General features: G+C 72.6%; 23 protein-coding genes and 2 tRNA genes. 11 read left to right on the plus strand and 14 right to left on the minus strand.

Translation table 11 applies throughout. The features are described from left to right. Positions 1 to 146: 146 nt before the first annotated feature. Both ETU37_RS08885 and orn read right to left on the minus strand, forming a co-directional pair. Positions 147 to 222, minus strand: a tRNA-His gene (locus ETU37_RS08885). A gap of 25 nt (positions 223 to 247) precedes the next feature. Next, positions 248 to 892 (minus strand): oligoribonuclease, encoded by a 645-nt coding sequence (gene orn, locus ETU37_RS08890; RefSeq protein ID WP_129986853.1) that lies wholly within the window; start codon positions 890 to 892, stop codon positions 248 to 250. Between the two features lie 99 nt (positions 893 to 991). Between orn and ETU37_RS08895 the strand changes: the two genes are divergently transcribed. The 3 genes from ETU37_RS08895 to ETU37_RS08905 all read left to right on the plus strand — a co-directional run bounded on the left by ETU37_RS08895 (position 992) and on the right by ETU37_RS08905 (position 3,727). Next, complete coding sequence (locus ETU37_RS08895; RefSeq protein ID WP_129986854.1) at positions 992 to 1,474, plus strand: MauE/DoxX family redox-associated membrane protein; 483 nt, start codon at positions 992 to 994, stop codon at positions 1,472 to 1,474. Between the two features lie 11 nt (positions 1,475 to 1,485). Continuing rightward, complete coding sequence (locus ETU37_RS08900) at positions 1,486 to 2,268, plus strand: DsbA family protein (protein ID WP_129986855.1); 783 nt, start codon at positions 1,486 to 1,488, stop codon at positions 2,266 to 2,268. 403 nt (positions 2,269 to 2,671) lie between these two features. Beyond that, positions 2,672 to 3,727 (plus strand): adenosine deaminase, encoded by a 1,056-nt coding sequence (locus tag ETU37_RS08905; protein ID WP_129986856.1) that lies wholly within the window; start codon positions 2,672 to 2,674, stop codon positions 3,725 to 3,727. A gap of 6 nt (positions 3,728 to 3,733) precedes the next feature. Here the strand turns inward: ETU37_RS08905 and ETU37_RS08910 are convergent, their stop codons facing one another. From ETU37_RS08910 to ETU37_RS08925, 4 genes are all read right to left on the minus strand, one after another. Further along, positions 3,734 to 4,711 carry a quinone oxidoreductase family protein gene (locus tag ETU37_RS08910; RefSeq protein ID WP_129986857.1) on the minus strand — a complete coding sequence of 326 codons (978 nt, stop codon included), beginning with the start codon at positions 4,709 to 4,711 and terminating at the stop codon, positions 3,734 to 3,736. Between the two features lie 39 nt (positions 4,712 to 4,750). After that, positions 4,751 to 4,824 (minus strand) — tRNA-Arg (locus tag ETU37_RS08915). Positions 4,825 to 5,102: 278 nt separating this feature from the next. Further along, positions 5,103 to 5,294, minus strand: a complete 192-nt coding sequence (locus ETU37_RS08920) for a hypothetical protein (protein ID WP_129986858.1) — start codon at positions 5,292 to 5,294, stop codon at positions 5,103 to 5,105. A 27-nt stretch (positions 5,295 to 5,321) separates the two neighbouring features. Beyond that, positions 5,322 to 5,645, minus strand: coding sequence for a hypothetical protein (locus tag ETU37_RS08925; protein WP_129986859.1), 324 nt, complete (start codon positions 5,643 to 5,645; stop codon positions 5,322 to 5,324). A 231-nt stretch (positions 5,646 to 5,876) separates the two neighbouring features. Here ETU37_RS08925 and ETU37_RS08930 point away from each other — a divergent pair, with 231 nt between their 5' ends. Then, the gene (locus ETU37_RS08930; RefSeq protein ID WP_129986860.1) at positions 5,877 to 6,464 is read left to right on the plus strand and encodes a hypothetical protein; all 588 of its coding nucleotides are present in this window, start codon (positions 5,877 to 5,879) and stop codon (positions 6,462 to 6,464) included. A gap of 155 nt (positions 6,465 to 6,619) precedes the next feature. On the opposite strand, the gene ETU37_RS08935 is transcribed toward ETU37_RS08930, so the two are convergent. Beyond that, entirely contained in the window at positions 6,620 to 6,943 is a 324-nt protein-coding gene (locus ETU37_RS08935; protein ID WP_129986861.1) for a hypothetical protein, read from the minus strand. A 365-nt stretch (positions 6,944 to 7,308) separates the two neighbouring features. Here ETU37_RS08935 and ETU37_RS08940 point away from each other — a divergent pair, with 365 nt between their 5' ends. Continuing rightward, entirely contained in the window at positions 7,309 to 8,877 is a 1,569-nt protein-coding gene (locus ETU37_RS08940; protein WP_129986862.1) for a N,N-dimethylformamidase beta subunit family domain-containing protein, read from the plus strand. A gap of 4 nt (positions 8,878 to 8,881) precedes the next feature. Here the strand turns inward: ETU37_RS08940 and ETU37_RS08945 are convergent, their stop codons facing one another. The 4 genes from ETU37_RS08945 to ETU37_RS08960 are packed head-to-tail and all read right to left on the minus strand — an operon-like array spanning position 8,882 to position 12,859. Next, entirely contained in the window at positions 8,882 to 10,198 is a 1,317-nt protein-coding gene (locus ETU37_RS08945) for an LLM class flavin-dependent oxidoreductase (RefSeq protein WP_129986863.1), read from the minus strand. Beyond that, the gene (locus ETU37_RS08950) at positions 10,195 to 10,938 is read right to left on the minus strand and encodes an ABC transporter ATP-binding protein (protein ID WP_240755630.1); all 744 of its coding nucleotides are present in this window, start codon (positions 10,936 to 10,938) and stop codon (positions 10,195 to 10,197) included. Before ETU37_RS08950 ends, ETU37_RS08945 begins: the two co-directional genes overlap by 4 nt. Continuing rightward, positions 10,935 to 11,795: an ABC transporter permease gene (locus ETU37_RS08955; protein WP_240755631.1), complete on the minus strand. Its 861-nt coding sequence runs from the start codon at positions 11,793 to 11,795 to the stop codon at positions 10,935 to 10,937. Before ETU37_RS08955 ends, ETU37_RS08950 begins: the two co-directional genes overlap by 4 nt. Further along, positions 11,792 to 12,859, minus strand: a complete 1,068-nt coding sequence (locus tag ETU37_RS08960) for an ABC transporter substrate-binding protein (protein ID WP_129986864.1) — start codon at positions 12,857 to 12,859, stop codon at positions 11,792 to 11,794. The genes ETU37_RS08955 and ETU37_RS08960 overlap by 4 nt, the downstream gene beginning before the upstream one ends. A gap of 164 nt (positions 12,860 to 13,023) precedes the next feature. Between ETU37_RS08960 and ETU37_RS08965 the strand changes: the two genes are divergently transcribed. Beyond that, the gene (locus ETU37_RS08965; protein ID WP_165372462.1) at positions 13,024 to 14,037 is read left to right on the plus strand and encodes an ATP-binding protein; all 1,014 of its coding nucleotides are present in this window, start codon (positions 13,024 to 13,026) and stop codon (positions 14,035 to 14,037) included. Positions 14,038 to 14,043: 6 nt separating this feature from the next. Here ETU37_RS08965 and ETU37_RS08970 read toward each other — a convergent pair whose 3' ends face one another. Continuing rightward, entirely contained in the window at positions 14,044 to 15,480 is a 1,437-nt protein-coding gene (locus tag ETU37_RS08970) for an aminopeptidase P family protein (RefSeq protein ID WP_240755632.1), read from the minus strand. An 82-nt stretch (positions 15,481 to 15,562) separates the two neighbouring features. Here ETU37_RS08970 and ETU37_RS08975 point away from each other — a divergent pair, with 82 nt between their 5' ends. The 5 genes from ETU37_RS08975 to ettA all read left to right on the plus strand — a co-directional run bounded on the left by ETU37_RS08975 (position 15,563) and on the right by ettA (position 22,545). Beyond that, on the plus strand, positions 15,563 to 16,753 hold the full coding sequence (locus ETU37_RS08975; RefSeq protein ID WP_129986867.1) for a PrsW family intramembrane metalloprotease: 1,191 nt from the start codon (positions 15,563 to 15,565) through the stop codon (positions 16,751 to 16,753). Continuing rightward, complete coding sequence (locus ETU37_RS08980) at positions 16,750 to 18,507, plus strand: dynamin family protein (protein WP_240755633.1); 1,758 nt, start codon at positions 16,750 to 16,752, stop codon at positions 18,505 to 18,507. The genes ETU37_RS08975 and ETU37_RS08980 overlap by 4 nt, the downstream gene beginning before the upstream one ends. Continuing rightward, positions 18,504 to 20,165, plus strand: coding sequence for a P-loop NTPase family protein (locus ETU37_RS08985; protein ID WP_129986868.1), 1,662 nt, complete (start codon positions 18,504 to 18,506; stop codon positions 20,163 to 20,165). The genes ETU37_RS08980 and ETU37_RS08985 overlap by 4 nt, the downstream gene beginning before the upstream one ends. Before the next feature lie 148 nt (positions 20,166 to 20,313). Next, a complete protein-coding gene (locus ETU37_RS08990) occupies positions 20,314 to 20,799 on the plus strand; it encodes a single-stranded DNA-binding protein (RefSeq protein ID WP_129986869.1) in 486 nt (161 codons plus the stop codon). Positions 20,800 to 20,862: 63 nt separating this feature from the next. Beyond that, positions 20,863 to 22,545: an energy-dependent translational throttle protein EttA gene (gene ettA, locus ETU37_RS08995; RefSeq protein WP_129986870.1), complete on the plus strand. Its 1,683-nt coding sequence runs from the start codon at positions 20,863 to 20,865 to the stop codon at positions 22,543 to 22,545. A gap of 28 nt (positions 22,546 to 22,573) precedes the next feature. On the opposite strand, the gene ETU37_RS09000 is transcribed toward ettA, so the two are convergent. Both ETU37_RS09000 and ETU37_RS09005 read right to left on the minus strand, forming a co-directional pair. Continuing rightward, entirely contained in the window at positions 22,574 to 22,933 is a 360-nt protein-coding gene (locus tag ETU37_RS09000) for a TraR/DksA family transcriptional regulator (protein ID WP_129986871.1), read from the minus strand. Further along, entirely contained in the window at positions 22,930 to 24,177 is a 1,248-nt protein-coding gene (locus tag ETU37_RS09005) for an acyl-CoA dehydrogenase family protein (RefSeq protein WP_129986872.1), read from the minus strand. Before ETU37_RS09005 ends, ETU37_RS09000 begins: the two co-directional genes overlap by 4 nt. Positions 24,178 to 24,244 lie beyond the last annotated feature (67 nt).

Consider the following 24,244-nt stretch of genomic DNA (forward strand, 5'->3'; position numbering starts at 1 on the left):
TCGCGGACCGTGCGGGCTTCGCTCCGTCCGTGCCCGCTTCCGCCCAGGCGTCCTCGTGGATCAGCGGTACGAACGTGCCGTCGGCGCTGAGTCCGCCCCGGAAAGGCGCGGGGCCCCGTCTCGATCGACGGGGCCCCGTGCACGAGTGGGGTGAACGACGGGACTTGAACCCGCGACATCTGCGACCACAACGCAGCGCTCTACCAACTGAGCTACGCCCACCATGCGGCAGAAAGTGTACCGGTTCTCAGGTCGTGCTCTCGCCGGGGGCGTCGGACCCGGGGACGACGCCCGTCAAGGAGCCGCCGTGCTCGGCCGCGAGCGACTTCGCGGTGTCGGTGTCCGGGCCGGGCGGCGGCACGAAGACGGCCGCGCGGTAGTAGCGCAGCTCCTCGATGCTCTCCTGGATGTCGGCCAGCGCACGGTGGTTGCCGGACTTGGCGGGGGAGTTGAAGTACGCCCGCGGGTACCAGCGCCGCGCCAGCTCCTTGATCGAGGACACGTCGACGATCCGGTAGTGCAGGTATGCCTCCAGGTCGGGCATGTCCCGGGCGAGGAACGACCGGTCGGTGGCCACCGTGTTCCCGGCCAGCGGCGGGCGGCTGCCCTCGGGGCAGTGCTCGCGGATGTAGGCGAGCACCTGCTGCTCGGCCTCCTCCAGGGTCACGCCGCCGTCGAGCTGCTCGAGCAGGCCCGAGGACGTGTGCATGTTCCGGACGAAGTCGACCATCTGGTCGAGCGCCTCCGGCGGGGGCTTCACGACGACGTCGATCCCCTCGCCGAGCACGTTGAGCTCGAAGTCGGTGACGAGGGCCGCCACCTCGATCAGCGCGTCAGCGCCGAGGTCGAGGCCGGTCATCTCGCAGTCGATCCACACCAGACGGTCGTTCACGCGTAGGAGGCTACTCGACCCGAGATCGGGACCTCCGTCCCGTCGACCCCGGGACCTCGGCCTCAGGCTTCTCTCAGACCGCCTTCCTACCCTGCCGGTATGCGATGGGTGGGGGTGTTGGCACGCCTCGTGGTCGGCGGCGTGTGGATCGTCGCGGGCGCGTTGAAGCTTCCCGACCCCACCGAGAGCGTCCGCGCCGTCCGCAACTACCAGCTCCTGCCCGAGGCGGTGGTGCCATTCGTCGGGCACTCGCTGCCCGTGCTCGAGATCCTGGTCGGGCTCTGCCTGCTGCTGGGCCTGCTGACCCGGCCGGCCGCGGTCGTGTCAGCGGTGCTGATGGGCGCGTTCGTCGTCGGCATCGCCTCGGCCTGGGCACGCGGGCTCTCGATCGAGTGCGGCTGCTTCGGCGGGGGAGGCGGGCCCGTCGAGAACGCCACCGCCGCATACCCCTGGGAGATCGCCCGCGACGCGGCGCTGATGCTCGCGTCGCTGTACCTCGTCTGGCGGCCGGGCACGCCCGCCGCCCTCGACAACATCGTCTTCGCCCCGACGTACGACGGAGACCCGGTCTCCGACAGCTAGGAAGAGCAGGAATGTCCAAGAAGAAGTCCAACGCCACCAGACGGGCAGAGACGCTCGCCACCCGCGAGAAGGCAGCCGCCGTCCGCCGCGAGCAGGAGCGGGCCGAGCGCCGCCGCCGCAACGTGGTCGTCGGGATCGCGGTCTTCGTGGTGCTCCTCCTGGTCGGCGGGATCGGGTACGCCGTCCAGTCCTCCCGCGACGCCACCGGCGAGACCGCGGCTCCGCCGAGTGGGATCACCGACGAGTACGCCCTCGTCCGCGGTGACGCCGGCGCGCAGGTGACCGTGACGGTCTACGAGGACTTCATGTGCCCGTACTGCGGGCAGTTCGAGGCCGCCTCCCGCGACACCCTCGACTCGCTCGTCGACAGCGGTGACGTCAAGGTCGAGTACCGGGTCATCTCGTTCCTCGACCGCGCCTCCAACGGCACCGACTACTCCACCCGCGCGATGAACGCCCTCGGCGCGGTGCTGGACACGGCCGGCACCGACGCCGCGCTCGCGTTCCACGACAAGCTCTACGAGCACCAGCCCGCCGAGGGCTCCGACGGTCTCTCCGACGACCAGCTCGTGAAGTACGCGGTGGAGTCCGGGGCCGCCGAGGCGACGGTGCGCGCGCCGATCGAGGACCGCGCCTTCGAGGGCTGGGTGGTCAACGCGACCGACGCCGCGAACAAGGACGGCGTCTCCTCCACGCCGACCGTCCAGGTCGACGGGACGACCCTCGAGTACACGACGACCGACGAGCTGGTGACCGAGCTGCAGAAGGCCGTCGAGGCCGCGCAGGCCGGCTGACCTGTGGATCCTGGGGACAACGCCTGGGGACACGACCGAGGCGCGCGGCGTGTCCAGCTCGACACGCCGCGGGCGCCCGGAAAAGGGGAGAAAGTTCTGTCGAACCCCTTGTGACGCCCCCGTGACCGGGATAGAAATCTCCCACGCCGCCGGGGCAACCCGGAGGCGGGATCGGACGGAGACGGGATCCACGCCGGCGGAGAGATCCGCCGGACCGGCCAGTGACGAGGCCGCGGATCGACCGGACCGGCCGTGAGTGCGGGAGCGTCGCCTCCCGGACAAAGCCGAGGCCCCGCAAACTCATACTTTGCGGGGCCCCACCTTTTGTACCCCAGGTGCCCGGTCCGACGCCGCACGACACCCCGGCGCGGCGTGGCCCTTCTCACGCGGCAGGATGGTCGCCATGTCCGAACCGTCCGCCCGTCCCGAGAGCGACGACCTCGCCACCTTCATCGCCGGCCTGCCGAAGGCCGAGATCCACGTCCACCACGTCGGTTCGGCGTCGCCGCGGATCGTCGCCGAGCTGGCCGCCCGCCACCCGGGCACGGTGCCGAGCGACCTCGACGCGCTCCGCGAGTTCTACCGGTTCCGCGACTTCGCACACTTCGTCGAGGTCTACCTCGCCGTCGTCGACCTGATCCGCGAGCCCGAGGACGTCCGGCTGCTCACCTTCGAGGTAGCGCGCGAGATGGCGGCGCAGAACGTCCGGTACGCCGAGCTCACGCTGACGCCGTACACCTCCGTGCTGGCCGGGGTCCCGATCGAGGCCTTCGTCGACGCGGTCGAGGACGCCCGGGTGGCCGCCGAGCGCGACCTGGGGATCACGCTGCGCTGGGTCTACGACATCCCCGGCGAGTTCGGGCTGCCCGCCGCGGAGGCAACGGTCGGCTACGCGCTCGAGCACGCGCCCGACAGCCTCATCGGCTTCGGGCTCGGCGGCCCGGAGATCGGGGTCGACCGGCCGCAGTTCCGTGACGTCTTCGCGCGCGCCCGCGCCGCAGGCCTGCGCAGCGTGCCGCACGCCGGGGAGACGACGGGCCCGCAGACGATCTGGGACGCGCTCGAGCACCTCGGCGCCGAGCGCATCGGGCACGGCACGTCGGCGGTGCAGGACCCACGACTGGTCGAGCACCTCGTCGAGCACCAGATCCCGCTCGAGGTCTGCCCGACGTCCAACATCGCGACCCGGGCGGTCGCCTCGCTCGAGGAGCACCCGATCAGGCAGATGCACGACGCCGGGGTGTTCGTCACGATCAACAGCGACGACCCGCCGATGTTCGGCACCACGCTCACCCGCGAGTACGAGATCGCGGCCGGCCTGCTCGACCTCGACGAGGCCGGCGTCGCGGACCTGGCCACCAACACGGTGCGTGCGTCGTTCCTGCCCGACGACGGGAAGGCCGAGCTCGCCGGCGAGATCTCCGGCTATCTCGCCGCCTGGCAGGAGCGGGAACGCTAGGACCCGTCAGTCGCGGGGGAGGACCAGCAGCTTGCCGGTGGTACGACGAGCCTCCAGGTCCTCGTGGGCCCGGCCCGCGTCCGCGAGGGGGTAGCGCCCGCCGATGCGGACGTCGAGCGTGCCCGCGGCCACCTGCCCGAGCACGGCGCCGGCCCGCTCCAGGAGCTCCGCCCGGTCGGCGATGTAGTGCCCGAGAGTGGGGCGGGTCAGGAACAGCGACCCCTGCCGGTTGAGCAGCTGCGGGTCCATCGGCGGGACCGGCCCGGACGACGCGCCGTACAGCACCATCATGCCGCGCGTGCGCAGCAGGGTGAGGCCGTCGTCGAACGTGGTCCGGCCGACGCCGTCGTAGACGACGTGGACGCCGTCTCCGTCGGTCACTCGTCGCACCTCCTCGACGAGGTCGGTGTCGCGGTACAGCACGACCTCGTCCGCGCCGGCGGCGCGGGCCAGCGCCGCCTTCTCCTCGGTGCCGGTCGTCGCGATGACGCGCGTCCCTTTGGTCGCGAGCATCTGGGTCAGCAGCAGGCCGACGCCGCCGGCCGCGGCGTGCACCAGGGCGGTGTGCTCCGGCCCGGCGGGGAAGGTCGTCTCGCACAGGTAGTGCGCGGTCATGCCCTGCAGCATCGCCGCCGCCGCGACCTCGAGGTCGACGCCGTCGGGGACCCGCACGGCGCGCTCGGCCGCCAGCACGGTCGCCTCGGCGTACCCGCCGCCGTCGACCATCGCCCAGGCGACCCGGTCACCCACGGCGACGCCGTCGACGCCCTCGCCGACGGCCGTGACCGTGCCGGCACCCTCGGAGCCCACCACGAACGGCAGGTCCTTCGGGTACGCGCCGGTGCGCTGGTAGACGTCGATGAAGTTGACGCCGCTCGCGGCCACGTCGACCGTGACCTGGCCGGGCCCCGGCTCGGGCGCCGGTCGCTCGACCACCTGCATCGCCTCGGGGCCACCGGTCTGCTCGACGACGACTGCGCGCACGGCTCTGCCTCCAGGGGGTGGGTGCTGGTTCGCTGGCAGCGCCCCCGGCAGGACTCGAACCTGCGACCACCGGATTAGAAGTCCGACGCTCTATCCAGCTGAGCTACGAGGGCGGGGGTAGGAATGACAGTCGGGAAACATCGGGCCAACACCCGGGTGGTTCCGAGCTGCACGTCCCACGCCGAGCACGAGTCTAGGGGCCCCGACCCGAGCCGGGTCGCGCCGGATGAGTGTGCCGCGCGTTCTGGCGGGCCGCTGGTGGTCGCGCGACTCAGCAGCGGATCGCCCGCCAGTGGCGAACGATGCGCGCGTACCGCCCGCACACGTCCACTGACAGTCCGCTACCGGGCGAGGGCGGCTGGGTCCAGTGGATCGCCTGCAGGCGGCCGGCTCAGCCCTCGCCGCCTTCGTCCGGGTCGTCGTACTGATCGTGTCTCTCGTCGTACCTCTGCTGCTGCGCGTGCACGAGCGCCCACGCGTGATCCACGATCGACTCGCCTGCGTCGACCTCGGCCGCTGCCTGGTCGAGCGCCCACCGGGGCGGCTCGGACGAGGTCGCACTCCCACCCTGGTTCGGCGTCATCTGTCCTCCTGGTCGAACGCCTCGTCGCTACCGCCGTCGTCGGGTGAACGGCGGAGTGTTCGCCTCCGCCTTTGCCGCGGTGACGGAGACGTGCACGCCGGCGAACGTGGGCGCGGCGTCACCGGGGTCGGTGAACTCGAGACGCCACCCGGTGAAAGCGGGCGTGATGCGCCACTCGCGTCCGGAGATGCCGATGCCACGGAACTCATCCGCGGACTCGTGGAAGTCGATGATCATCCCGACCGCCACCTTTCCTGCCGGTGATGAGAGCAGCCCGTGCGGTTGGCTCGACGGTCCGACAGCACCAGAGTACGCGTGTATCGGCAGGTCACACCGGATGTCCAACGTCACGCTGTCACGTCGGCGGTACCCTGGTCTGACCGGACCGTTGAGCGGCTCTGACTGGAGCAACTCTCATCGTCGGTGGAAAGGCGACGTCGTCATGACGTCCATCCCCGCGTCACCACCCGTCCACCTCAGCTTCAGACGCCTGCACCCGGCGCCGCTGCGTGGGACCGTCTCGGTCGTCGAGAGCCGAGCAGCCTCGTGCGACAACCCTGGCGCAGGCACGCCCTCCTCGCGATGAGCCACGTCGCTGACACATCGCTGCGTCGTTGGGCCATCTGGACTGCTTCCTTCCTCGCCTTCCCTGTCGCGGGACTCGCCGGGACGGCGGCGGCCGGCCCGGCCGACGGCGCCCTCGCCGCCCTCCTGGGTGGATCCGTCGCGGGATTCGTCATCGGCGTGGCACAGGTGCTGGCCGGCAGGGGCCGGCTCGACCCGCGCCGGTGGATCGTGGCCACCACGGTCGGCATGGGGGTCGGTTTGGCGTTGGGCGCCGCCAACGCCGAGTACGGCACGACACTCCAGTACGTCGCGCTGATGGGCCTGGTCTCCGGCATGGTGCTCGGCACCGCCCAGACGTTCGCCCTGCCTCCGCGCACACGGCTTCGGTGGCTGTGGGCCGTCGCGGTGACCGGGCTCTGGCCGCTCGGCTGGGTGGTCAGCACCGTCGGCGAGAACCGACTCAGCGAACACCTGACGATCTTCGCGTTGCCCGGGGCACTCGTGTTCACCGCGCTGTCCGGCCTCGTGCTGGACCGGCTGCTCGAAGATCGAGACCAGCCGGACCCACGTGGGCCCGAGGTGCTGACGAACACACCGTCCTGAGCTCAGCGACGTCGGAGATGCTCGCGAGCAACACCGTCCGTTGACCGGTGACGCACGTCGTGCGGTGTTCGCCGTGCGCGGGTTTGTCGGTCGGTGAGGACACGGACCGCCGCGATGACGTCGCGAAAGGGCCGGCCGGCGAAGGAACCAGCCCGCTAGCGGACGCCGAGTGCCAGCGCGACGCCGAGGAGGCCGGCGAGTCGGCGCAGGAGTGCCGTCGGGTCGCACGCGACGACCGTCGCGCCGCGGCCACGGGCGCCGTCGGCGAAGTCGGACAGGTCCATGACGGCGTGCGCGTCGGCGAACGTCAGGTCCGCCAGGTGCAGGTGCACCAACCTGGCGTCGAGCCGTGCCGCCGACGCCAGCTGGTCGTGCAGCGTGTCCCGGGTGGCCAGGTCGGCCTCTCCGTGGAACACGAGCCAGGTGGTCGACGCGTCGGGGAACAGGGTCTCCAGGTGCAGTCCGGCGGACGACCGCATCGGAGACGGTGAGGGATCGGGCGAGGTGGGTGGGGACGATACGGCCATGCGGCATGTCCGGATTCCGAAGCCGCGCGGTCTGGCGGGCTTCTCTCGTGGTTCACCGGAAGGAGGGTGCCGGCTATTTGACACGCGCTAAGAACTCTCGGCTCTTCGACGTTACGCGCATGCTCCCGGATCCGCCACCTGGGCCAGTCGGGTCGCACGGGGCGCCTCGGCTCGACGGGCCGACGGATACGTCATGTTGCTGATTGTCCGGGTGCCGTTGGCGCCACACCCTGTGGTCAAGGCACGGCGCACCCCCGGCCTCGGCTCGACGAGGGGGAGGGACGGCCATGACGGGGGAGCACCGATGTGTCGGCCGGATGCGCCGCCCCCGTGGCTACGGCCCGCTCGGCCTGGTCGGACTGCTCGCGCTCGGCGCGTGCACGAGCACGACCCTGATTCGGGGGCCGGTCGAAGGCGACACCCGAGGCCGCGGGGTGATCGGCGCCGCGGGCGCCCCACCGCCGACCAGTGTGCCGGGCCTTCAGGAGTGGGAGCGGACGTCATCGCTGCGCGGTACCCAGCGGTGGCGACTGCGGCACCCGGCCCGCGAGGGACAGATCGCCGGGTTCACCACGCGGGCGAGCGCGCTCCCGGGCGTGCCGGTGGACCTGCGGGTCTCCACCGTCGCCCGGACGTACCGGGTGACGGCGTACCGGCTCGGCTGGTACCGCGGCGGCACCGGCCTCGTGGTCTGGCGATCCGGCCCGCTGCGCGGACATGAGCAGCCCGCGCCGCGGTTCGCCGATCTGGAGCGGCGCACCGTGGTGGCGCCGTGGCGGCGTACCTCACTGGTGGACACCGACGGGTGGCTGCCAGGGGTATACCTGCTCAAGCTGCACACCGCGCGCTGGGAGGCACACGTGCCGTACGTCGTTCGCTCGCCGTCGGTCGCCGGCCGGGTCGTCCTCGTCGCGCCGGTGACGACGTGGCAGGCCTACAACGACTGGGGTGGCTACAGCCTGTACACCGGCCCCGTCGGGGACCGGCGCAGCTGGGCGGTCAGCTTCGACCGGCCCTATCCGGCACCGGGGTCCGGCGAGCTCCTGTACGGCGTGGCGCCCGTCGTCCTGATGGCCGAGCGTGCCCGGCTCCCGTTGGCGTACCTGACCAACCTCGATCTCCACCTCGAGCACCATCCGTTGCGAGCAGCGCGGGCGTACGTCTCGATGGGGCATGACGAGTACTGGACCCCACGGATGCGCCGCGCGGTGGAGCGCGCCCGCGACCGGGGCGTGAACCTCGCGTTCCTCGGCGCGAACACCATGTACTGGAGGATCCGGCTGAACGGCGACGGGTCCGATCCGGCCCGGGTCGTCGTCGGCTACCGCTCCGACTCCCACCTCGACCCGGTCGTCGGGCCGCGCCGAACCGGTCTGTTCCGCGACCTCCCCCGTCGACGCGCCGGGGAGCACACCCTGACCGGCATGCAGTACGAGTGCTTCCCGGTCGATGCGTCGTACCGAGTCGTGTCGCCGGGCTGGTGGGGGTTCGTCGGCACCGGTGTTCGCGGCGGTGACGCGTTCCCGCACCTGGTCGGGGTCGAGGCCGATCGGGTCTACCCCGTCCCCGCAACGCCGCGGCCGCTCCAGGTGCTGTCCCACGTGGAGTACTCCTGTGGCGGGGTGTCCACCTCGGCGCAGTCGGTCTACTACAGCCACCGGTCCGGCGCGGGTGTCTTCAACGCCGGCACCCTGCGCTGGACCTGCGCGCTGGCCGCCCGCTGCCAGCCGCACGTCCTGGGGTCCCGCACCCGCCGGTTCGTCCGCCAGGTCACGGTCAACGTGCTTCGCGAGTTCGCGCGCGGGCCGTCCGGGGTCCGGCACCCGGCGGCCGACAACCTGCGCCGGTTCGCGCTGTCGTCGCGGAACGTGGTCCCGGCGAGCTGACCGTCTAGGTCGAGGCCGGTCGCGCCAGGCCGTAGTGGTCGCGCAGCGTGGTGCCGGTGTACTCGCGCCGGAACAGGCCGCGCCGCTGCAGCAGCGGTACGACGTACTCCACGAAGTCATCGAGGCTGGCCGGGAGCAGTGGCGGCATCACGTTGAAGCCGTCGGCGGCGCCGCCGGTGAACCACTCCTCCATGACGTCGGCGATCTTCTCCGGCGAGCCGACCACGACGAAGTGGCCGCGGGCTCCGGCGAGCTTCTCGAGCAGCTCGCGCAGCGTCGGCTTCTCCGCGCGCACGAAGTCGGCGATCAGCCGGGCCCGGCTCTGGGCGCCCTGGACGCTGCCGGGGTCGGGCAGGTCGTCGGTGGTGAGTCGCTGCTCCAGGTCCAGGTGCGAGAGGTCGGCGCCGCCGAACCGGGCGGACAGGTGGGCGAGGCCGACGGAGGACAGGCTGAGCTCCTGCAGCTCGGCACGGAGCTGCTCGGCCTCGGCCTCGGTCGACCCGAGGATCGGTGAGATGCCGGGCAGCACGAGCAGCGACTGCTCGTCGCGGCCGCGCCCGCGGACGCGTGCCTTGAGGTCGGTGTAGAACTCGCGGGCGGTGCCGACGTGCATGTGCGCGGTGAACACGGCCTCCGCGAACCGGGCGGCGAAGTCCCGGCCGGGACCCGACGAGCCGGCCTGGACGAGCACCGGGTGGCCCTGCGGCGAGCGCGGGAGGTTCAGCGGGCCGCGCACCTGCTGGAAGGTGCCGCGGTGGTCGATCTCGCGGATCTTCGACCGGTCGACGTACACGCCGGTCGACGGGTCATCGACGACGGCGTCGTCGGCCCAGCTGTCCCAGAGCGCGGTGACGACCTCGAGGTACTCGTGGGCGCGCACGTAGCGCTCGTCGTGCGGGATCGGCTCGTCGTGCCCGAAGTTGCGCTCGACGCCCTTCGACCACGAGGTGACGATGTTCCAGCCGGCGCGGCCGCCGCTGATGTGGTCGACGGAGGCGAACTGGCGGGCGAGGTTGAACGGCTCGGTGAACGTCGCCGACGCGGTCGCGATGAGGCCCAGGCGCGAGGTCGCGCCCGCGAGCGCCGCGAGCGTGGTGATCGGCTCGAGCCCGGCGGCCGCGCGGTGCTCGAGCTCGGTGCTGAGCGTGAGGTGGTCGGCCAGGAACATCGAGTCGAACTTGCCGCGCTCGGCCGTCGTGGCCAGCTTCTGGAAGTAGCCGATGTCGGTGAGCGCCTCGCCCGTCGAGCGCGGGTGCCGCCACGACGCCTCGTGGTGGCCGCGGCCGTGGATGAAGAGGTTCAGGTGCAGCTGGCGGGTCATGCAGGCACGTCCAATCGCTGGTCGGCGTTCCGCTCGTCGACGCCGAGCGCGGCCAGCAGCCGCTGCCGCTCGTCGAGGCGGTCCTGGGCGGTACGGGGGGTCGGGCGGCGGTCGAGGACGACCCGGCCGTCCTCGAGCACCAGCACGCGCTCGCCGAGGCTGAGCGCCTCGTCGACGTCGTGCGTCACGAGGACGACGGTGGGCCGGTGCTCGGCGACCAGCCGCCGCAGCAGGGCGTGCATGCGCAGCCGGGTGAGCGCGTCGAGCGCGCCGAACGGCTCGTCGGCCAGCAGCAGCTGGGGCTCGCGGACGAGGGAGCGCGCCAGCGCGACGCGCTGCTGCTCGCCGCCGGAGAGCCGGCTCGGGTAGTCGGACTCGCGGCCGGCCAGGCCGACGTCGGCGAGCGAGTCGCGGGCGGCGACCCGGCTCGCCTCGCCCTTGAGGCCGAGGGTGACGTTGTCGACCACGCTCGCCCAGGGCAGCAGCCGCGAGTCCTGGAAGAGCACCGACCGGCGCTCGGGAACCTCGATGTGGCCGCTGCCGGTGACGTCGTTGTCGAGCCCGGCCAGGGCGCGCAGCAGCGTGCTCTTGCCGGACCCGCTGCGGCCGATGAGGCAGACGAACTCGCCGGGCGCGATCGTCAGGTCGTCGACGGACAGCGCCGTCTTCTCGCCGTAGCTGCGGCTCAGCCGCCGCAGGTGTACGGCGGACGTGGCGGGCGGGGCATGGTGGGTGCTCACGATCCGAGTCCCTTCCGGTAGGAGAGTGCACGCCGCTGGACGGCCTTCACGACGCTGTCGGAGAGCAGGCCCATGGCGGCGTAGACGACGAGGCCGACGACGATCACGTCGGTCTGCCCGAAGTCGCGGGCCCGGTTCATGACGTAGCCGATGCCCTCGGTGGCGTTGATCTGCTCGAGGACGACCAGCGCCGTCCAGCACATCGTCACGGCAAGCCGCAGGCCGGTGAGGAAGCCCGGCAGGGCGCCGGGCAGCGCGACGCGCCGCACGAACTCGGCGCGGCCCATCTCGGTGGTCTGGGCGAGCTCGACGTACCGGTGGTCGATGCCGCGCAGACCCGCGTGGGTGTTGATGTAGATCGGCACCAGCACGCTCGTCGCGATCACCGCGACCTTCATGGTCTCGCCGATCCCGAGCCACAGGATCGCGAGCGGGATCAGGGCGAGCGTCGGGATCGCCCGCTTGACCTGGACCAGGCTGTCGATCGACGCCTCGCCGGCCCGGCTCAGGCCCGACGCCAGGGCGAGGCCGAGACCGAGCACGGTGCCGAGGGCCAGCCCGAGGTACGCGCGCTTCGCGGACGCCGCCAGGTGCGGCAGCAGCTCGCCGGAGGTGAACATCTCCCGGCCGGTCGTCACGGCCGTCCACGGCGACGCGAGCTGCTGCGGCGGCAGCAGGCCGGTGCTGGAGCTGACCTGCCACAGCACGAGGGCGGCCAGCGGTCCGATCGCCAGCCCGACGGGGCCGAGCTGGCGCGGGGCGAGCCGCGCGAGGCGGACGTGCGAGCGTTCCTCGGTCGTGCCGGTCGGCGTGCCGACGTGGCTGCGCTCCTGCTGGCGGATCGGGGTGGTGGTCACTGCGACCCCCTCGACGCGCCGGCCTCCTCGACCGCCTCGGCGACGGCCTCGTCGAACTGGGTGGCGAACTCGTCCTTCGCGTCGAGCTCCTCCGGCAGCTCGCCGGCGTCGTGGATCGTGTCGATCGTGTCCTGCTGACGGGCGATCAGCGCGTCGTCGAGCGGCGGGAAGGTGACCTCGCCCTGCGCCTCGACCACGCTCAGGCCCTCCTCCTTGGAGAGCTGCTGTGCGTCGACGTGGTAGGCCTGCACCCAGTCCTCGGGGTTGTCGAGCGACCACTGGTACGCCGCCACGAAGTGCTGGACGAAGTCGCGGATCGCCGCGGCCTTGGCCGGGTCGGCGAGCGAGTCGCCGCGCGCGTACACGTAGTGCAGGCCGTTGGTGAGCCCCTCGAGCTCCTCCTCGGGCACCGCCGACGCGCCCTCGGTACCCAGGTAGCGGGTGAAGTGCGGCTCGTTGAGCGGGGCCACGTCGACCTGGCCGTTGCGGATCGCGTCGGGGAAGTCCGAGGCGTCCAGCGGCACGAGCTCGACGTCGTCCTTGCTCAGGCCGGCCTTGGCCAGCGCGCGCAGCACCATCGGCTGGCGGCCGGTGCCCTCGGCGTACGCGATCTTCTTGCCCTCGAGCTCCTCGAGGCTGTTCACCTCGAGGCCGGGACGGACGGCGAACTGGTAGTCCGGCGCGCTGCTGTGCACCGCGGCGACGATCGGCACGAGCTCGCCCGCGGCCTGGGCCTGGATCGGCGGCGTGTCGCCGACGTACGCGACGTCGACGGCGTCGGCCCGGATCGCCTCGAGGATCTCCGGACCACCGATGAAGTTCGCGAACTCGGTGTCGCCGGCGAGCGCGTCGCCCTCGCCGGACGCCTTCATGAGGGTCTGGACCTCCTCGTTCTGGTCGGCGAAGACCAGCTTGGTGCCGTCCGGGACCTCGGTCGGCACCGGCTCGGAGGACAGCTGCTCGATCGAGGTGGACTGCTGCGCCGCGCAGGCGCCGAGCAGGGGCACGAGGGCGAGGGCGGCGGTGGCGAGCAGGCGACGGCGCACCTGTCGGTCGTACGGCATGGGGAGGGCTCTCTTCCCGAGTGAGGCAAATATGACTGAATGAGTCAGGTTAGTAGATTTAGCCAGGAGGTCCCAACGCGGTGTCTCGTGGGGCGGGACGTCGTCGCGTGTCCGAACGCTGAAGTCGGAGGACAGCGCCGCGGGTGGTCGTGCATCATTCGAAGGTGCAGGACGACGTGCTGGACCATCGCGGAACGGCCGAGCTGCGGATCAGGCTCGCCGCCGATCCCGCCAGCGTGCCCGGCGCCCGGCGCTTCGTCACCGACGGCCTGACCTCGCTCGGCCGGACGGGCTTCATCGACGACGCCGCGCTCTGCGTCACCGAGCTCGCCGCCAACGCGGCCCTGCACAGCGCGAGCACGTTCATGGAGGTCGGCCTGCGTGCGCTCGACCGCTCGGTGCAGATCGTGGTGGAGGACGACGGCGTGGTGCCGGGGGACGCGGTCGTGCCACGGGCTTCGTTCGGAGCGCCGCCCGCCGACGTCTTCAACGACGACGCCGCCGACCTCGACCTCGACCTCGCGCTCGCCGACGAGACGACGACCGGCCGCGGGCTGGGCATCGTCTCGGTGCTCGCCGAGGACTGGGGTGTCGAGGACACCGGCGCCGGCAAGCGGGTCTGGCTGACGCTCGCCGACGACGACCTGGAGCACCCCGTCCGTCCGCCGCGCACCAGCACGGCGTCACCCGCTCGCGACCTCGACGCGGCCCTGCCGGAGGGGTGGGCGCTGGTACGGCTGATGGGCTGCCCGGTGCTGCTCAGCCTGCGCCAGGACGATCACCTCGACGAGCTGGTGCGCGAGCTCCAGCTGCTCGAGGGCGACCAGGCCGCGCCGGAGTCCCAGGCGCTGGCGCAACGGCTCGAGGGACTGCTGAGCTCGCCGGCCCACGCCCGCCACACCGGGCGACGGATCGCGCAGCAGGCGGCCGCGGAGGGCCGCACCCACATCGACGTCGACATGGCGATGCCGCGCGAGCTCGGCGCCCAGGTCCGCGCCCTGCAGGCCGCGGTGAAGGAGGCCGACCGGCTCTGCGAGGACCGCCGGCTGCTGACGCTGGCCTCCGACCAGGACCTGCGCGACTTGCGGGCCTGGATGACCGACGAGGTCAGCGGTCAGCTCGAGGACGGCGCGGCGCCGACCTCGTGGGAGGACTGGCGCGCCGCGCACGCGATCTGACCGGGCTCAGGCCCGCAGGCTGCCCATCCACTCCTCGATCGCGGAGGCCTCGCGGGGGAGCGACGCCGAGAGGTTCGTGTTGCCCTCGGGCGTGACGAGGATGTCGTCCTCGATCCGGATGCCGATGCCCCGCAGCTCCTCCGGGACGAGCAGGTCGTCCTCCTGGAAGTACAGGCCGGGCTCGACCGTGAGCACCATGCCGGGCTCGAGGGTGCCGTCGTGGTACGCCTCGCGCGAGGACCTCGCGCAGTCGTGCACGTCCATCCCGAGCATGTGGCTCACCGAGTGCAGCGTCCAGCGCTTGAAGACCTGGCTGTCGGGGCGCAGCGCCTCCTCGACGGGGACGGGCAGCAGCCCGAGGTCGGCGAGGCCGTTCGCGAGCACCTCCATCGCGGCGTGGTGCGGGGCCATGAAGGAGCTGCCCGGCTGGGTGGCGTCGATGCCGGCCGACTGGGCGTCGTACACGAGCGTGTAGACGTCGCGCTGCAGCGGGGTGAACGTGCCGTCGACCGGCAACGTGCGCGTCACGTCGGCGGTGTAGAGGTTGCGGCCCTCGACACCCATGTCGAGCAGGACCAGCTCGCCCGGGGTGATCGGGCCGGTGTTGTCGATCCAGTGCAGCGTCGTCGCGTGCGCACCGCCGCCGACGATCGAGTCGTAGCCGATGTCGTTGCCCATCGCCCGCGCGCGGCGGAAGAAGGTGCCCTCGATCCAGCGCTCGCCGTAGGTGAGCACGTTGTCCCACTCGCGCACGCTGTCGCTGAACCCGAGCGCCGTGATGTCGCACGCCTCGGTGAGCTCGCCGATCTCCCACTCGTCCTTGAGCAGCCGGAGCTCCGACAGCACGCGAGCCAGCTCGAGGTCGCGACCCTCGTCGCCGTCGACGGTGGAGTCCACCGCCGCGTCGACGCCGCGGAGCACGCGGGTCTTGCCGGCCTGGGCGAGGTGCTCGGGCAGCTCGTCGAGGTGCCGCACGGTGAGGCCGAGCGAACCGGTCAGCTCGTGCAGCGACGGCCGCCGGCCGGCCCAGAGCTCGCCGTACTGCCGGTCACGGAAGAACTCGTCGGTGTCGCGCGGGGAGCGCGGCCGCGCGTAGAGCACGGCGTGGTCGCCCTCGACGACGAGCACGGCGTCACTGGTCTGGTTGCCGGTGAGGTAGGTGTGCGCGGTCGCGGGACGGAAGCGGTAGTCGGTGTCGTTGGAGCGCTCCTTGAACGACCCGGCCGGCACCACGAGGCGCTCGCCCGGGAACGCCTCGGCCAGGCGCGCACGCCGCTTGGACGCCCACGCCGCAACCGGGTGCTGCGGCAGGTCGAGCTCGCGGTCGCCCCAGCCCGTCCGCATGAACGCGGCGTAGGCCTCCGGCACGGGCTGGTCGTGCCCCTGCGTGCCCTGCGCGGTCTTGTCGGCCTGGGTGTGCTTGCTGTCCTGGGTGTCGCTCACGCGGTCACTGTACGTCGGTGGCTCCCCACGCAGCACGCCCGCCTGACCGGCTGGAAGTACCGGTCCCGATAGGCTTTCACCCATGAGCGGCGCAGGCGGTTTCGGGCAGCGGCACGCGCCGACACTGCCGCCCGTCCCGCCCGCGCTCCTCGAGTCGCCGCGCCGGCGGGGCAGCCGTGCGTTCACCGTGGTCCTCACGATCGCGCTGCTGATCGGCTCGGCCGTGATGGCGCTGGTGCTGCTCGCCAGCAACGCGCCCGGTGCCCTCGTCATCGGGGTCGTGCTCGCGGTGCTGCCGGTGGGTCCGGTCATCGCGGCGTTCCTCTGGCTCGACCGCTACGAGCCCGAGCCGGTGCGGCTGCTCGCGCTCGCGTTCGCGTGGGGCGCCGTGGTCGCGACCGCCGGCGCGCTGGTGCTGCAGGCCGCCGACCAGTTCGTCCTCGGCACCCCCGACACGTGGTCGGCGGCGATCGTCGCGCCGCTCACCGAGGAGCTGTTCAAGGGACTCTTCGTCGTGCTGCTCGTGTGGTCGCGGCGCCAGGCGATCGACGGCGTGCTCGACGGCCTCGTCTACGCCGGGCTCGTCGGCGTCGGGTTCGCGTTCACCGAGAACATCCTCTACCTCGGCGCGGCCTACGTCGGCGGCGAGGGGAACGGCCCCGGCGGGCTCGGGTCCGCGGTCGGCGTGTTCGTCGTGCGCGGCATCTTCAGCCCGTTCGCGCACCCGCTGTTCACCGCCTTCATCGGCGTCGGCGTCGGGTACGCCGTCGTCTCCCGCTCGGCCACGCGCTGGCTCGCGCCGCTCGTGGGGTACGCCCTCGCCGTCGCGGCGCACGCGGCCTGGAACGGCTCTGCGTTCTTCGGCGGCGGCCAGTTCTTCCTGCTCACCTACGTCTTCGCCATGGTGCCGGCGTTCCTCGTGGTGGTCGGCTTCGCGGTGTGGGCGCGCAAGCGGGAGGCCGCGATGCTCACCCGCTCGCTCGGCGACGCGGCGGCCCGCGGCTTCCTCGGCCAGGCCGAGGTGCCGTGGCTGGTGCGGCTGCCCGCGCGCCGCGCGTGCCGCACGTACGCCCGAGCCGTCGGTGGCCGGCGAGCCGAGCAGGTGATGAAGGAGTACCAGCAGCAGGCGGTCGAGCTCGGCTTCCTCCACGACCGCTACCTGCGCGGCACCGCGCCCGACGACTTCGCGGCCCGCGGCACGGCGATGGTCCAGCGGATGCAGGCGCTCCGGCCCTACGTGACCTATCCGCCGGCCGCCGGAGGGATCCGATGACGGCCCCCGGCACCACCGCGATGATCACCGCGCTCGTCCGGCTGCGGGAGGCGCTGCAGGACACCGCCCTGCCCCTCGACGTACCCGACGCCGAGTCGCGCCGCGCGACCCGCACCGAGATGGTCGACCAGCTCGAGGACTACGTGCTGCCGCGGCTGATCCAGATCGACGCGCCGCTCCTGGCGGTCGTCGGCGGCTCCACCGGGGCGGGCAAGTCGACGCTGGTGAACTCCGTGGTCGGCGCCCGGGTCACCGAGCCCGGCGTGCTGCGGCCCACCACGCGCTCGCCGGTGCTGGTGCACAACCCGGCCGACGCGGAGTGGTTCCAGGGTGCGCGGATCCTGCCGCACCTCGCCCGCACCACCGGCGCCACCGACGACGCCGGCTCGCTGCACCTGGTCGCCCACGACGCGGTCCCGCAGGGCCTCGCGATCCTGGACGCCCCCGACATCGACTCGATCGAGGAGGCCAACCGGACGCTCGCCGCCGAGCTGTTGGCGGCCGCCGACCTGTGGCTGTTCGTGACCTCCGCCGCGCGGTACGCCGACCAGGTGCCCTGGGGCTTCCTCAAGGCCGCCGCCGAGCGCAGCACCGCCGTGGCCATCGTGCTCGACCGGACCGCCCCCGAGGCGGTCGACGAGGTCGCCGGCCACCTCGCCCGGATGCTCACCGCCCGCGGCCTGCGCGACTCGCCGCTGTTCACGGTGCACGAGGGCGGGCTCGACGACGCCGGCCTGCTGCCCCCGGACGCGGTGGCCGAGGTGCGCGGCTGGCTGCACGGCCTCGCCGCCGACACCGACGCGCGGGCCGCCGTCGTCAAGCAGACCCTCGACGGCGCCATCCGCAGCCTGGCCCGGCGCAGCCACGACGTCGCAGACGCCAGCACCGCCCAGGCCGCGATGGTCGCCCGGCTGCGCACCGCCGTCGACGACGCCTACGACGAGGCGATCACCCAGGTCGACAAGGCCAGCGCCGACGGCACCCTGCTGCGCGGCGAGGTGCTGGCGCGCTGGCAGGAGTTCGTCGGCACCGGCGAGCTGCTCCGCTCGCTGGAGACCAAGGTCGGCTGGCTCCGCGACCGCGTCGTCGGCTGGGTGCGCGGCAAGCCCCACCAGGCCGAGCGGGTCACCGTGGCCGTCGAGTCCGGCCTGGAGTCGCTGATCGTCGAGCACGCCGAGTCGGCGGCCGAGCGGGCCGAGGCCTCCTGGCGCTCGACCAAGGCCGGGCAGGACCTCGTCGAGGACTCCGGCGCCGGCCTCGGCCGCGCGTCCCGCGGCTTCCGGGCCGAGGTGGAGCGCGCCGTACGCGACTGGCAGCACGGCGTCCTCACCCTCGTCCGCGAGGAGGGCGCCGACAAGCGCACCACGGCACGCTTCCTCGCCCTCGGGGTCAACGGCCTCGGCATCGCTCTGATGATCGTCGTGTTCGCGCACACCGCCGGCGCCCTCGTCGGGGCGGAGGCCGGTGTCGCCGCCGGCAGCGCGGTCGTCGGGCAGAAGCTGCTCGAGGCTGTCTTCGGCGACCAGGCGGTACGCCGCCTCGCCGAACGCGCCCGCGAGGACCTCAACACCCGCGTGCAGGAGCTGATCGACGGCGAGCGCCGCCGGTACCTCGACGTCCTCGACCGCCTCGGGGTCCGCGACGGTCACGCCGACCGCATCCGCGCCGTCGCCCGCGAGGTCGACGACCTGCGCTTCGCCGCGGCCGAGGCGGCCACCTCCACGCACCACCACGCCGGGGGAGCCACGACGTGACCTCGCTGGTGGAGGGAGCCAAGCGGCTCGTCGGCCGGAGCGACGACACACGAGCCCGGGTCGACGGGCTGCGGGCCGCCGCCGACGCGGCTCGGGGTCGGCTCGACGACACGCTCGTCGACGAGGCCGCCGAGGTCGCCGAGCGCGCCGCCGAACGGCTCGACCTCGGCGCGGACCACACCGTCGTCGCCCTCGCGGGCGCGACCGGCTCCGGCAAGTCCTCGACGTTCAACGCCCTCGCCGGCCTCGACCTCGCCGCCATCGGCGTCCGCCGCCCGACGACCTCGTGGACCATGGCCTGCGCCTGGGGGTCCGAGGGCGCGGGGCCGCTCCTCTCCTGGCTGGGCGTGCCGCAGCGGCACCAGGTCTCCCGCGACAGCATGCTCGGCTCCCCGCGCGAGGACCGCGACCTGCAGGGCCTGGTCCTGCTCGACCTGCCCGACCACGACTCGACCGAGGTCGCGCACCACGTCGAGGTCGACCGGCTGGTCTCGATGACCGACCTGCTGGTGTGGGTCCTCGACCCGCAGAAGTACGCCGACGCCGCGATCTACGACCGCTATCTCAAGCCGTTGGCCTCCCATCACGAGATCATGCTCGTCGCGCTCAACCAGATCGACCTCGTTCCCGAGGGGCAGCGCGACGCGATGGTCGCCGACGTGCAGCGGCTGCTGCGCGAGAACGGGCTCGGGTCCGTGCCGGTCGTCGCGGTCTCGGCCAGGAACGGCGACGGCATCCTCGAGCTCAAGCGGCTCATCGGCGACCGCGTCGCCGCCAAGAAGGCCTCGCACGCGCGGCTCCTGGCCGACGTCTCGGACGTCGCCGGGAAGATGCGCCGGGTCAACGGCGACGCGAAGCCGTCCGGCGTCGCCAAGCCGCGCCGCGACGCGCTGGTCGACGCCTTCGCCGACGCCGCCGGAGTGCCCGTCGTCGTCGAGGCGGTCGAGCACGCCACCCGGGTCCGCGCCCGCCGTGCGACCGGCTGGCCGGTGACGGCGTGGCTGTCCAAGCTGCGGCCCGACCCGCTCAAGCGCCTGCACCTCGACCTCGGCAGCAGCGGCAAGGAGCTCACCGGCCGGGCCCGGGCGTCGCTGCCCGAGGCCTCCTCCGTCCAGCGCGCGCAGGTCGACTCCGCCGTACGCGCGGTCTCCGACGACGCCACCTCCGAGCTGCCGGCCGCCTGGTCCGACGCCGTGCGCCGCGCGTCGGTCTCCCGCTTCGGCGACGTCAACGACGGGCTCGACGCCGCGGTGTCCGGCACCGACCTCGGCATGCACCGCACGCCGGTGTGGTGGCAGCTCGTCCGGGTCCTGCAGTGGCTGCTGCTGCTCGCCGGCGTGGGCGGGCTGGCCTGGCTCGGCGTGCTCGCCGCCATGGGGTTCCTGCAGCTGCCGGAGCCGGCGACGCCGGACGTCGGGGGTCTTCCGGTCCCGACGGTCCTGCTCGTCGGCGGCGTCGTGCTCGGCCTGGTGCTCGCGGGTCTCTGCCGGCTGCTGGTCGGCTGGTCGGCCCGGTCACGCGCGCGCTCGGTCGACCGTCGCCTCCGGGCGGCCATCGGTGACGTGGCCGACCGGCTGGTCGTCGCGCCGATCGACGCGGAGCTCGATGCGTACCGCACCGTCCGCGACGGCCTCGCGGTCGCGACGAAGGGCGCCTGAGCGAGCCGGGATCCGTCCCCAGCCCGTCCGCCGCGGCCGTCGTCCCCAGGTGTTCCTCGCCCCTCCGGCCCGTGGGGGACCGTCCCGGCAGATTCTCCTCATCCGCCGGACGCGGACCGCCCGCGTCCCTCACCCCGAGGAGGCACCCATGAGCGACACCTTCGTCACGCTGCACGGTTGGATCGGCAGCGACGTCACCTTCCGCGAGCCGCACGGCGTCAGCGTCGCCAACCTGCGGGTCGCCAGCACCCCGCGGCTCAGGCGCGACGGCCGGTGGGTCGACGGCGACACCACGTGGTACTCCGTCACGGCCTGGCGCACCCTGGCCGACAACGTCCGCGACTCGCTGCGCAAGGGCGACGCGGTGATCGTGCACGGCCGGCTGCGCACCGACGTCTGGGAACGCGCCGACGGCCAGACCGCCGCGACGCTGTGCATCGACGCGACCATGGTCGGGCCCGACCTCAACCGCGGCACCGCCCGGTTCGAGCGCACCGTCCGGACCGAGCGGCCCGAGACCGACGTCGACGCCGAGGTGGACTCGCTCAACCGGCAGGAGCCGGTCGACCTGACGGGGTTCGACAGCCTCGGCAACCCGCAGGACGAGGTGGGCGCGGCGACGGCCGCGGCGTGAGGCCGTGAGCGTGGTGGGACCGATGTCGGGGAGCGACCCGCCCGGCCGTAGGCTGGCCGGACTATGGCTGAGTATGTCTTCACGATGCAGAACGTCCGCAAGGCGCACGGCGACAAGGTCGTCCTCGACAACGTCACGCTGTCGTTCCTGCACGGGGCGAAGATCGGTGTCGTCGGGCCCAACGGCGCGGGCAAGTCCTCGCTGCTCAAGATCATGGCCGGGCTCGACCACGCCAACAACGGCGACGCGAAGCTCGACCCCGAGGCGACTGTGGGCATGCTCCAGCAGGAGCCGCCGCTGACCGAGGGCAAGACCGTGCTCGAGAACGTCGAGGAGGCGGTCCACGAGATCAAGGGCAAGCTCGACCGGTTCAACCAGATCTCCGAGGAGCTGGCCGACCCGGACGCCGACTACGACAAGCTGCTGGCCGAGATGGGCGAGCTGCAGACCGACCTCGACCACGCCAACGCGTGGGACCTCGACAGCCGGCTCGACCAGGCGATGGACGCCCTGCGCTGCCCGCCGCCGGACGCCGTCGTCGACACCCTGTCCGGTGGCGAGCGTCGCCGCGTCGCGCTGTGCAAGCTGCTGCTGCAGCAGCCCGACCTGCTCCTGCTCGACGAGCCCACCAACCACCTCGACGCCGAGTCGGTGCAGTGGCTGGAGGGACACCTCAAGTCCTACCCGGGCGCCGTCCTGGCCGTGACCCACGACCGGTACTTCCTCGACAACGTCGCCGAGTGGATCGCGGAGGTCGACCGCGGCCAGATCCATGGCTACCTCGGCAACTACTCCACCTACCTGGAGACGAAGAAGGACCGCCTCAAGATCGAGGGGCAGAAGGACGCCAAGCGCGCCAAGATGCTGGAGAAGGAGCTGGAGTGGGTCCGCTCCAACCCCAAGGCCCGGCAGGCGAAGAGCAAGTCGCGTCTGGCGCGCTACGAGGAGATGGCGGCCGAGGCCGACCGGATGCGCAAGATCGACACCTCCGAGATCAACATCCCGGCGGGTCCGCGCCTCGGTGACATCGTGCTGGAGGCCGAGAAGCTCGAGAAGGGCTTCGAGGGCCGCACCCTGATGCACGACCTGTCGTTCAAGCTGCCCCGCGCCGGCATCGTCGGCGTGATCGGCCCCAACGGCGTCGGCAAGACGACGCTGTTCCGGATGATCACCGGCCAGGAGCATCCCGACGGCGGCGAGCTCAAGGTCGGCCAGACCGTGAAGATCTCGTACGTCGACCAGTCCCGCGGCGGCATCGACCCCAACAAGAACGTTTGGGAGGTCGTGTCCGACGGGCTCGACTTCATCAAGGTCGCCAACTTCGAGATGAACTCCCGGGCCTACGTCGCCTCGTTCGGGTTCAAGGGCCCCGACCAGCAGAAGAAGGCCGGCGTGCTCTCCGGCGGTGAGCGCAACCGGCTGAACCTCGCGCTCACGCTGAAGATGGGCGGCAACCTGCTGCTGCTCGACGAGCCGACCAACGACCTCGACGTGGAGACCCTGTCGTCGCTCGAGGACGCGCTGCTCGACTTCCCCGGCTGTGCCGTGGTCACCTCCCACGACCGCTGGTTCCTCGACCGCGTGGCCACCCACATCCTGGCGTGGGAGGGCGACGACGAGGACCCGGCGAAGTGGTTCTGGTTCGAGGGCAACTTCGCCTCCTACGAGGAGAACAAGGTCGAGCGCCTCGGCGTCGAGGCCGCGCGGCCGCACCGGGTCACGCACCGCCGCCTGACCCGCGACTGACACCGGCTGGTCGAGCCCTTCGACAGGCTCAGGAACCACTCCTGGAGGCGCAGCCGACGCACAGCCGTGCGGTAGGCCGCGCCTCCAGCCGTCCCTGGGGGATGGCCTCGTCGCAGGACGCGCAGGTGCCGTAGCTGCCGTCCTCGAGCCGCTGGCGGGCGGCGGTGATCTCGGCGAGGTGCTCGCGCGCCTGGGCGACCAGTGCACCGACCTGGGAGCGCTCGAACGCGATCGTCGCGCCCTCGGGGTCGTGCTCGTCGTCGGCGTTGGAGCCTTCGGAGGCCTCGACGATGCCAGCGTAGTCGCCGACGAGCTCGGCGAGGCGCTCGCGGGTGAGAGCCTCGTCCGCCTCCAGGGCCGTGGCCGGGTCCCAGGCCTCGCCGGTCACGACAGCGGGGCCTCGGTGAGCAGCCCGTCGGCGATGATCCGGCGCTGGATCTCCGAGGTGCCCTCGAAGATCGTGGTCAGCCGGGCGTCGCGCCAGTAGCGCTCGACGGCGTAGTCGGTGGTGTACCCGTTGCCACCGAAGACCTGGAGGGCCTTGCTGGTCACGCGTTCGGCGACCTCGGACGCGAACAGCTTGGCCTGCGACGTCTCCACATTGGCGGGGGCGCCGCTGTCGACGAGCCAGGCGGCGTACTGGTAGAGCTGCCGCGCGGCGGCGACCTCCGCGGCCATGTCGGCGAGCAGGTGGCGGATCGCCTGCTGCTCGGCGATGGGCAGGCCGAACTGCACCCGCTGCTGGGCATAGACGAGCGCGTCCTCGAGGGCACCGCGGGAGAGGCCGACCGCGCGGGCGGCGGTCTGGGCGCGGGCGACGTTGAGCCAGCCGAGGCTGTGCTTGAACCCCTGCCCCTCCTCCTCGCCGGTGTCCTGCAGGGCGTCGGCGGACAGCCGGAGCCCGTCGAGGTCGAGCTGCCACGTGGTCAGGCCGAAGTAGCCGATCTTGTCGATCGGCGTGCCGGTGACGCCGGCCGGGAACGAGCCGCGCTCCTTCTCGACGAGGAACAGCTCCAGGCCGTCGGAGGGGCCGCGGTCCTCGCGTGGGGGACGGGTGCGGGCGAGCAGGTGGATGAAGTCGGCCGACCGGGCGTGGCCGACCCAGCGCTTGGTGCCGGTGACGACCCAGCCGGCGTCGGGGTCGTCCGGGGCGCCGTCCCGCTCGGCGGCGCAGGCGACGTTGGCGAGGTCGGAGCCGGCGTCGGGCTCGGAGAAGGCGATGGCGCCGATCCGCTTCCCCTGCGCGGAGAGCCGGCGCAGCCGGGCGCGGGTGTCGGGGTCGGGGGAGTCGCAGCCGGTGCCGTTGCCGCGGGCGATGATGCTGCCGACGCTGAGCCAGGCGCGGGCGAGCTCCTCGGAGACCAGGCAGTACTCCAGCACGCCGAGGCCGAGCCCGCCCTCGTCCTCGGGGATGAGGATCCCGAACAGGCCGAGCTCGCCCATCCGGTCGAGGATCTCGGCGGGGATGTCCTCGTGCGCGGCGTCGAGCCGGTTGGCGACCGGCAGCACCTCGTCCATCGCGAACGCGCGGACCCGCGCGACCAGGTCGGTGCGGGCCGGGGTGTCGTAGGGGCTCGCCGTCGGTGCGACGGTGTGGACGGGGTCGAGGACGTGCCGGTGCCAGGCGGTCATGACCGCGAGTCTGGCACCGCCGGGGTCCGACGAACCGACCGGAGCCGGGCCGCGGCGCGCCAGCGGT

This window comes from Nocardioides iriomotensis, from assembly GCF_004168035.1.
GTDB classification, from domain to species: domain Bacteria; phylum Actinomycetota; class Actinomycetes; order Propionibacteriales; family Nocardioidaceae; genus Nocardioides_B; species Nocardioides_B iriomotensis.

What these genes read in the sequence shown, in the direction of transcription:
- ETU37_RS08895 (WP_129986854.1), top strand. Translation starts at nt 992, where the DNA reads ATGCGATGGGTGGGGGTGTTGGCACGCCTCGTGGTCGGCGGCGTGTGG.
- ETU37_RS08900 (WP_129986855.1), top strand. Translation starts at nt 1,486, where the DNA reads ATGTCCAAGAAGAAGTCCAACGCCACCAGACGGGCAGAGACGCTCGCC.
- ETU37_RS08905 (WP_129986856.1), top strand. Translation starts at nt 2,672, where the DNA reads ATGTCCGAACCGTCCGCCCGTCCCGAGAGCGACGACCTCGCCACCTTC.
- ETU37_RS08920 (WP_129986858.1), bottom strand. Translation starts at nt 5,294, where the DNA reads ATGACGCCGAACCAGGGTGGGAGTGCGACCTCGTCCGAGCCGCCCCGG.
- ETU37_RS08930 (WP_129986860.1), top strand. Translation starts at nt 5,877, where the DNA reads ATGAGCCACGTCGCTGACACATCGCTGCGTCGTTGGGCCATCTGGACT.
- ETU37_RS08935 (WP_129986861.1), bottom strand. Translation starts at nt 6,943, where the DNA reads ATGCGGTCGTCCGCCGGACTGCACCTGGAGACCCTGTTCCCCGACGCG.
- ETU37_RS08940 (WP_129986862.1), top strand. Translation starts at nt 7,309, where the DNA reads ATGCGCCGCCCCCGTGGCTACGGCCCGCTCGGCCTGGTCGGACTGCTC.
- ETU37_RS08945 (WP_129986863.1), bottom strand. Translation starts at nt 10,198, where the DNA reads ATGACCCGCCAGCTGCACCTGAACCTCTTCATCCACGGCCGCGGCCAC.
- ETU37_RS08960 (WP_129986864.1), bottom strand. Translation starts at nt 12,859, where the DNA reads ATGCCGTACGACCGACAGGTGCGCCGTCGCCTGCTCGCCACCGCCGCC.
- ETU37_RS08975 (WP_129986867.1), top strand. Translation starts at nt 15,563, where the DNA reads ATGAGCGGCGCAGGCGGTTTCGGGCAGCGGCACGCGCCGACACTGCCG.
- ETU37_RS08980 (WP_240755633.1), top strand. Translation starts at nt 16,750, where the DNA reads ATGACGGCCCCCGGCACCACCGCGATGATCACCGCGCTCGTCCGGCTG.
- ETU37_RS08990 (WP_129986869.1), top strand. Translation starts at nt 20,314, where the DNA reads ATGAGCGACACCTTCGTCACGCTGCACGGTTGGATCGGCAGCGACGTC.
- ettA (WP_129986870.1), top strand. Translation starts at nt 20,863, where the DNA reads ATGGCTGAGTATGTCTTCACGATGCAGAACGTCCGCAAGGCGCACGGC.
- ETU37_RS09005 (WP_129986872.1), bottom strand. Translation starts at nt 24,177, where the DNA reads ATGACCGCCTGGCACCGGCACGTCCTCGACCCCGTCCACACCGTCGCA.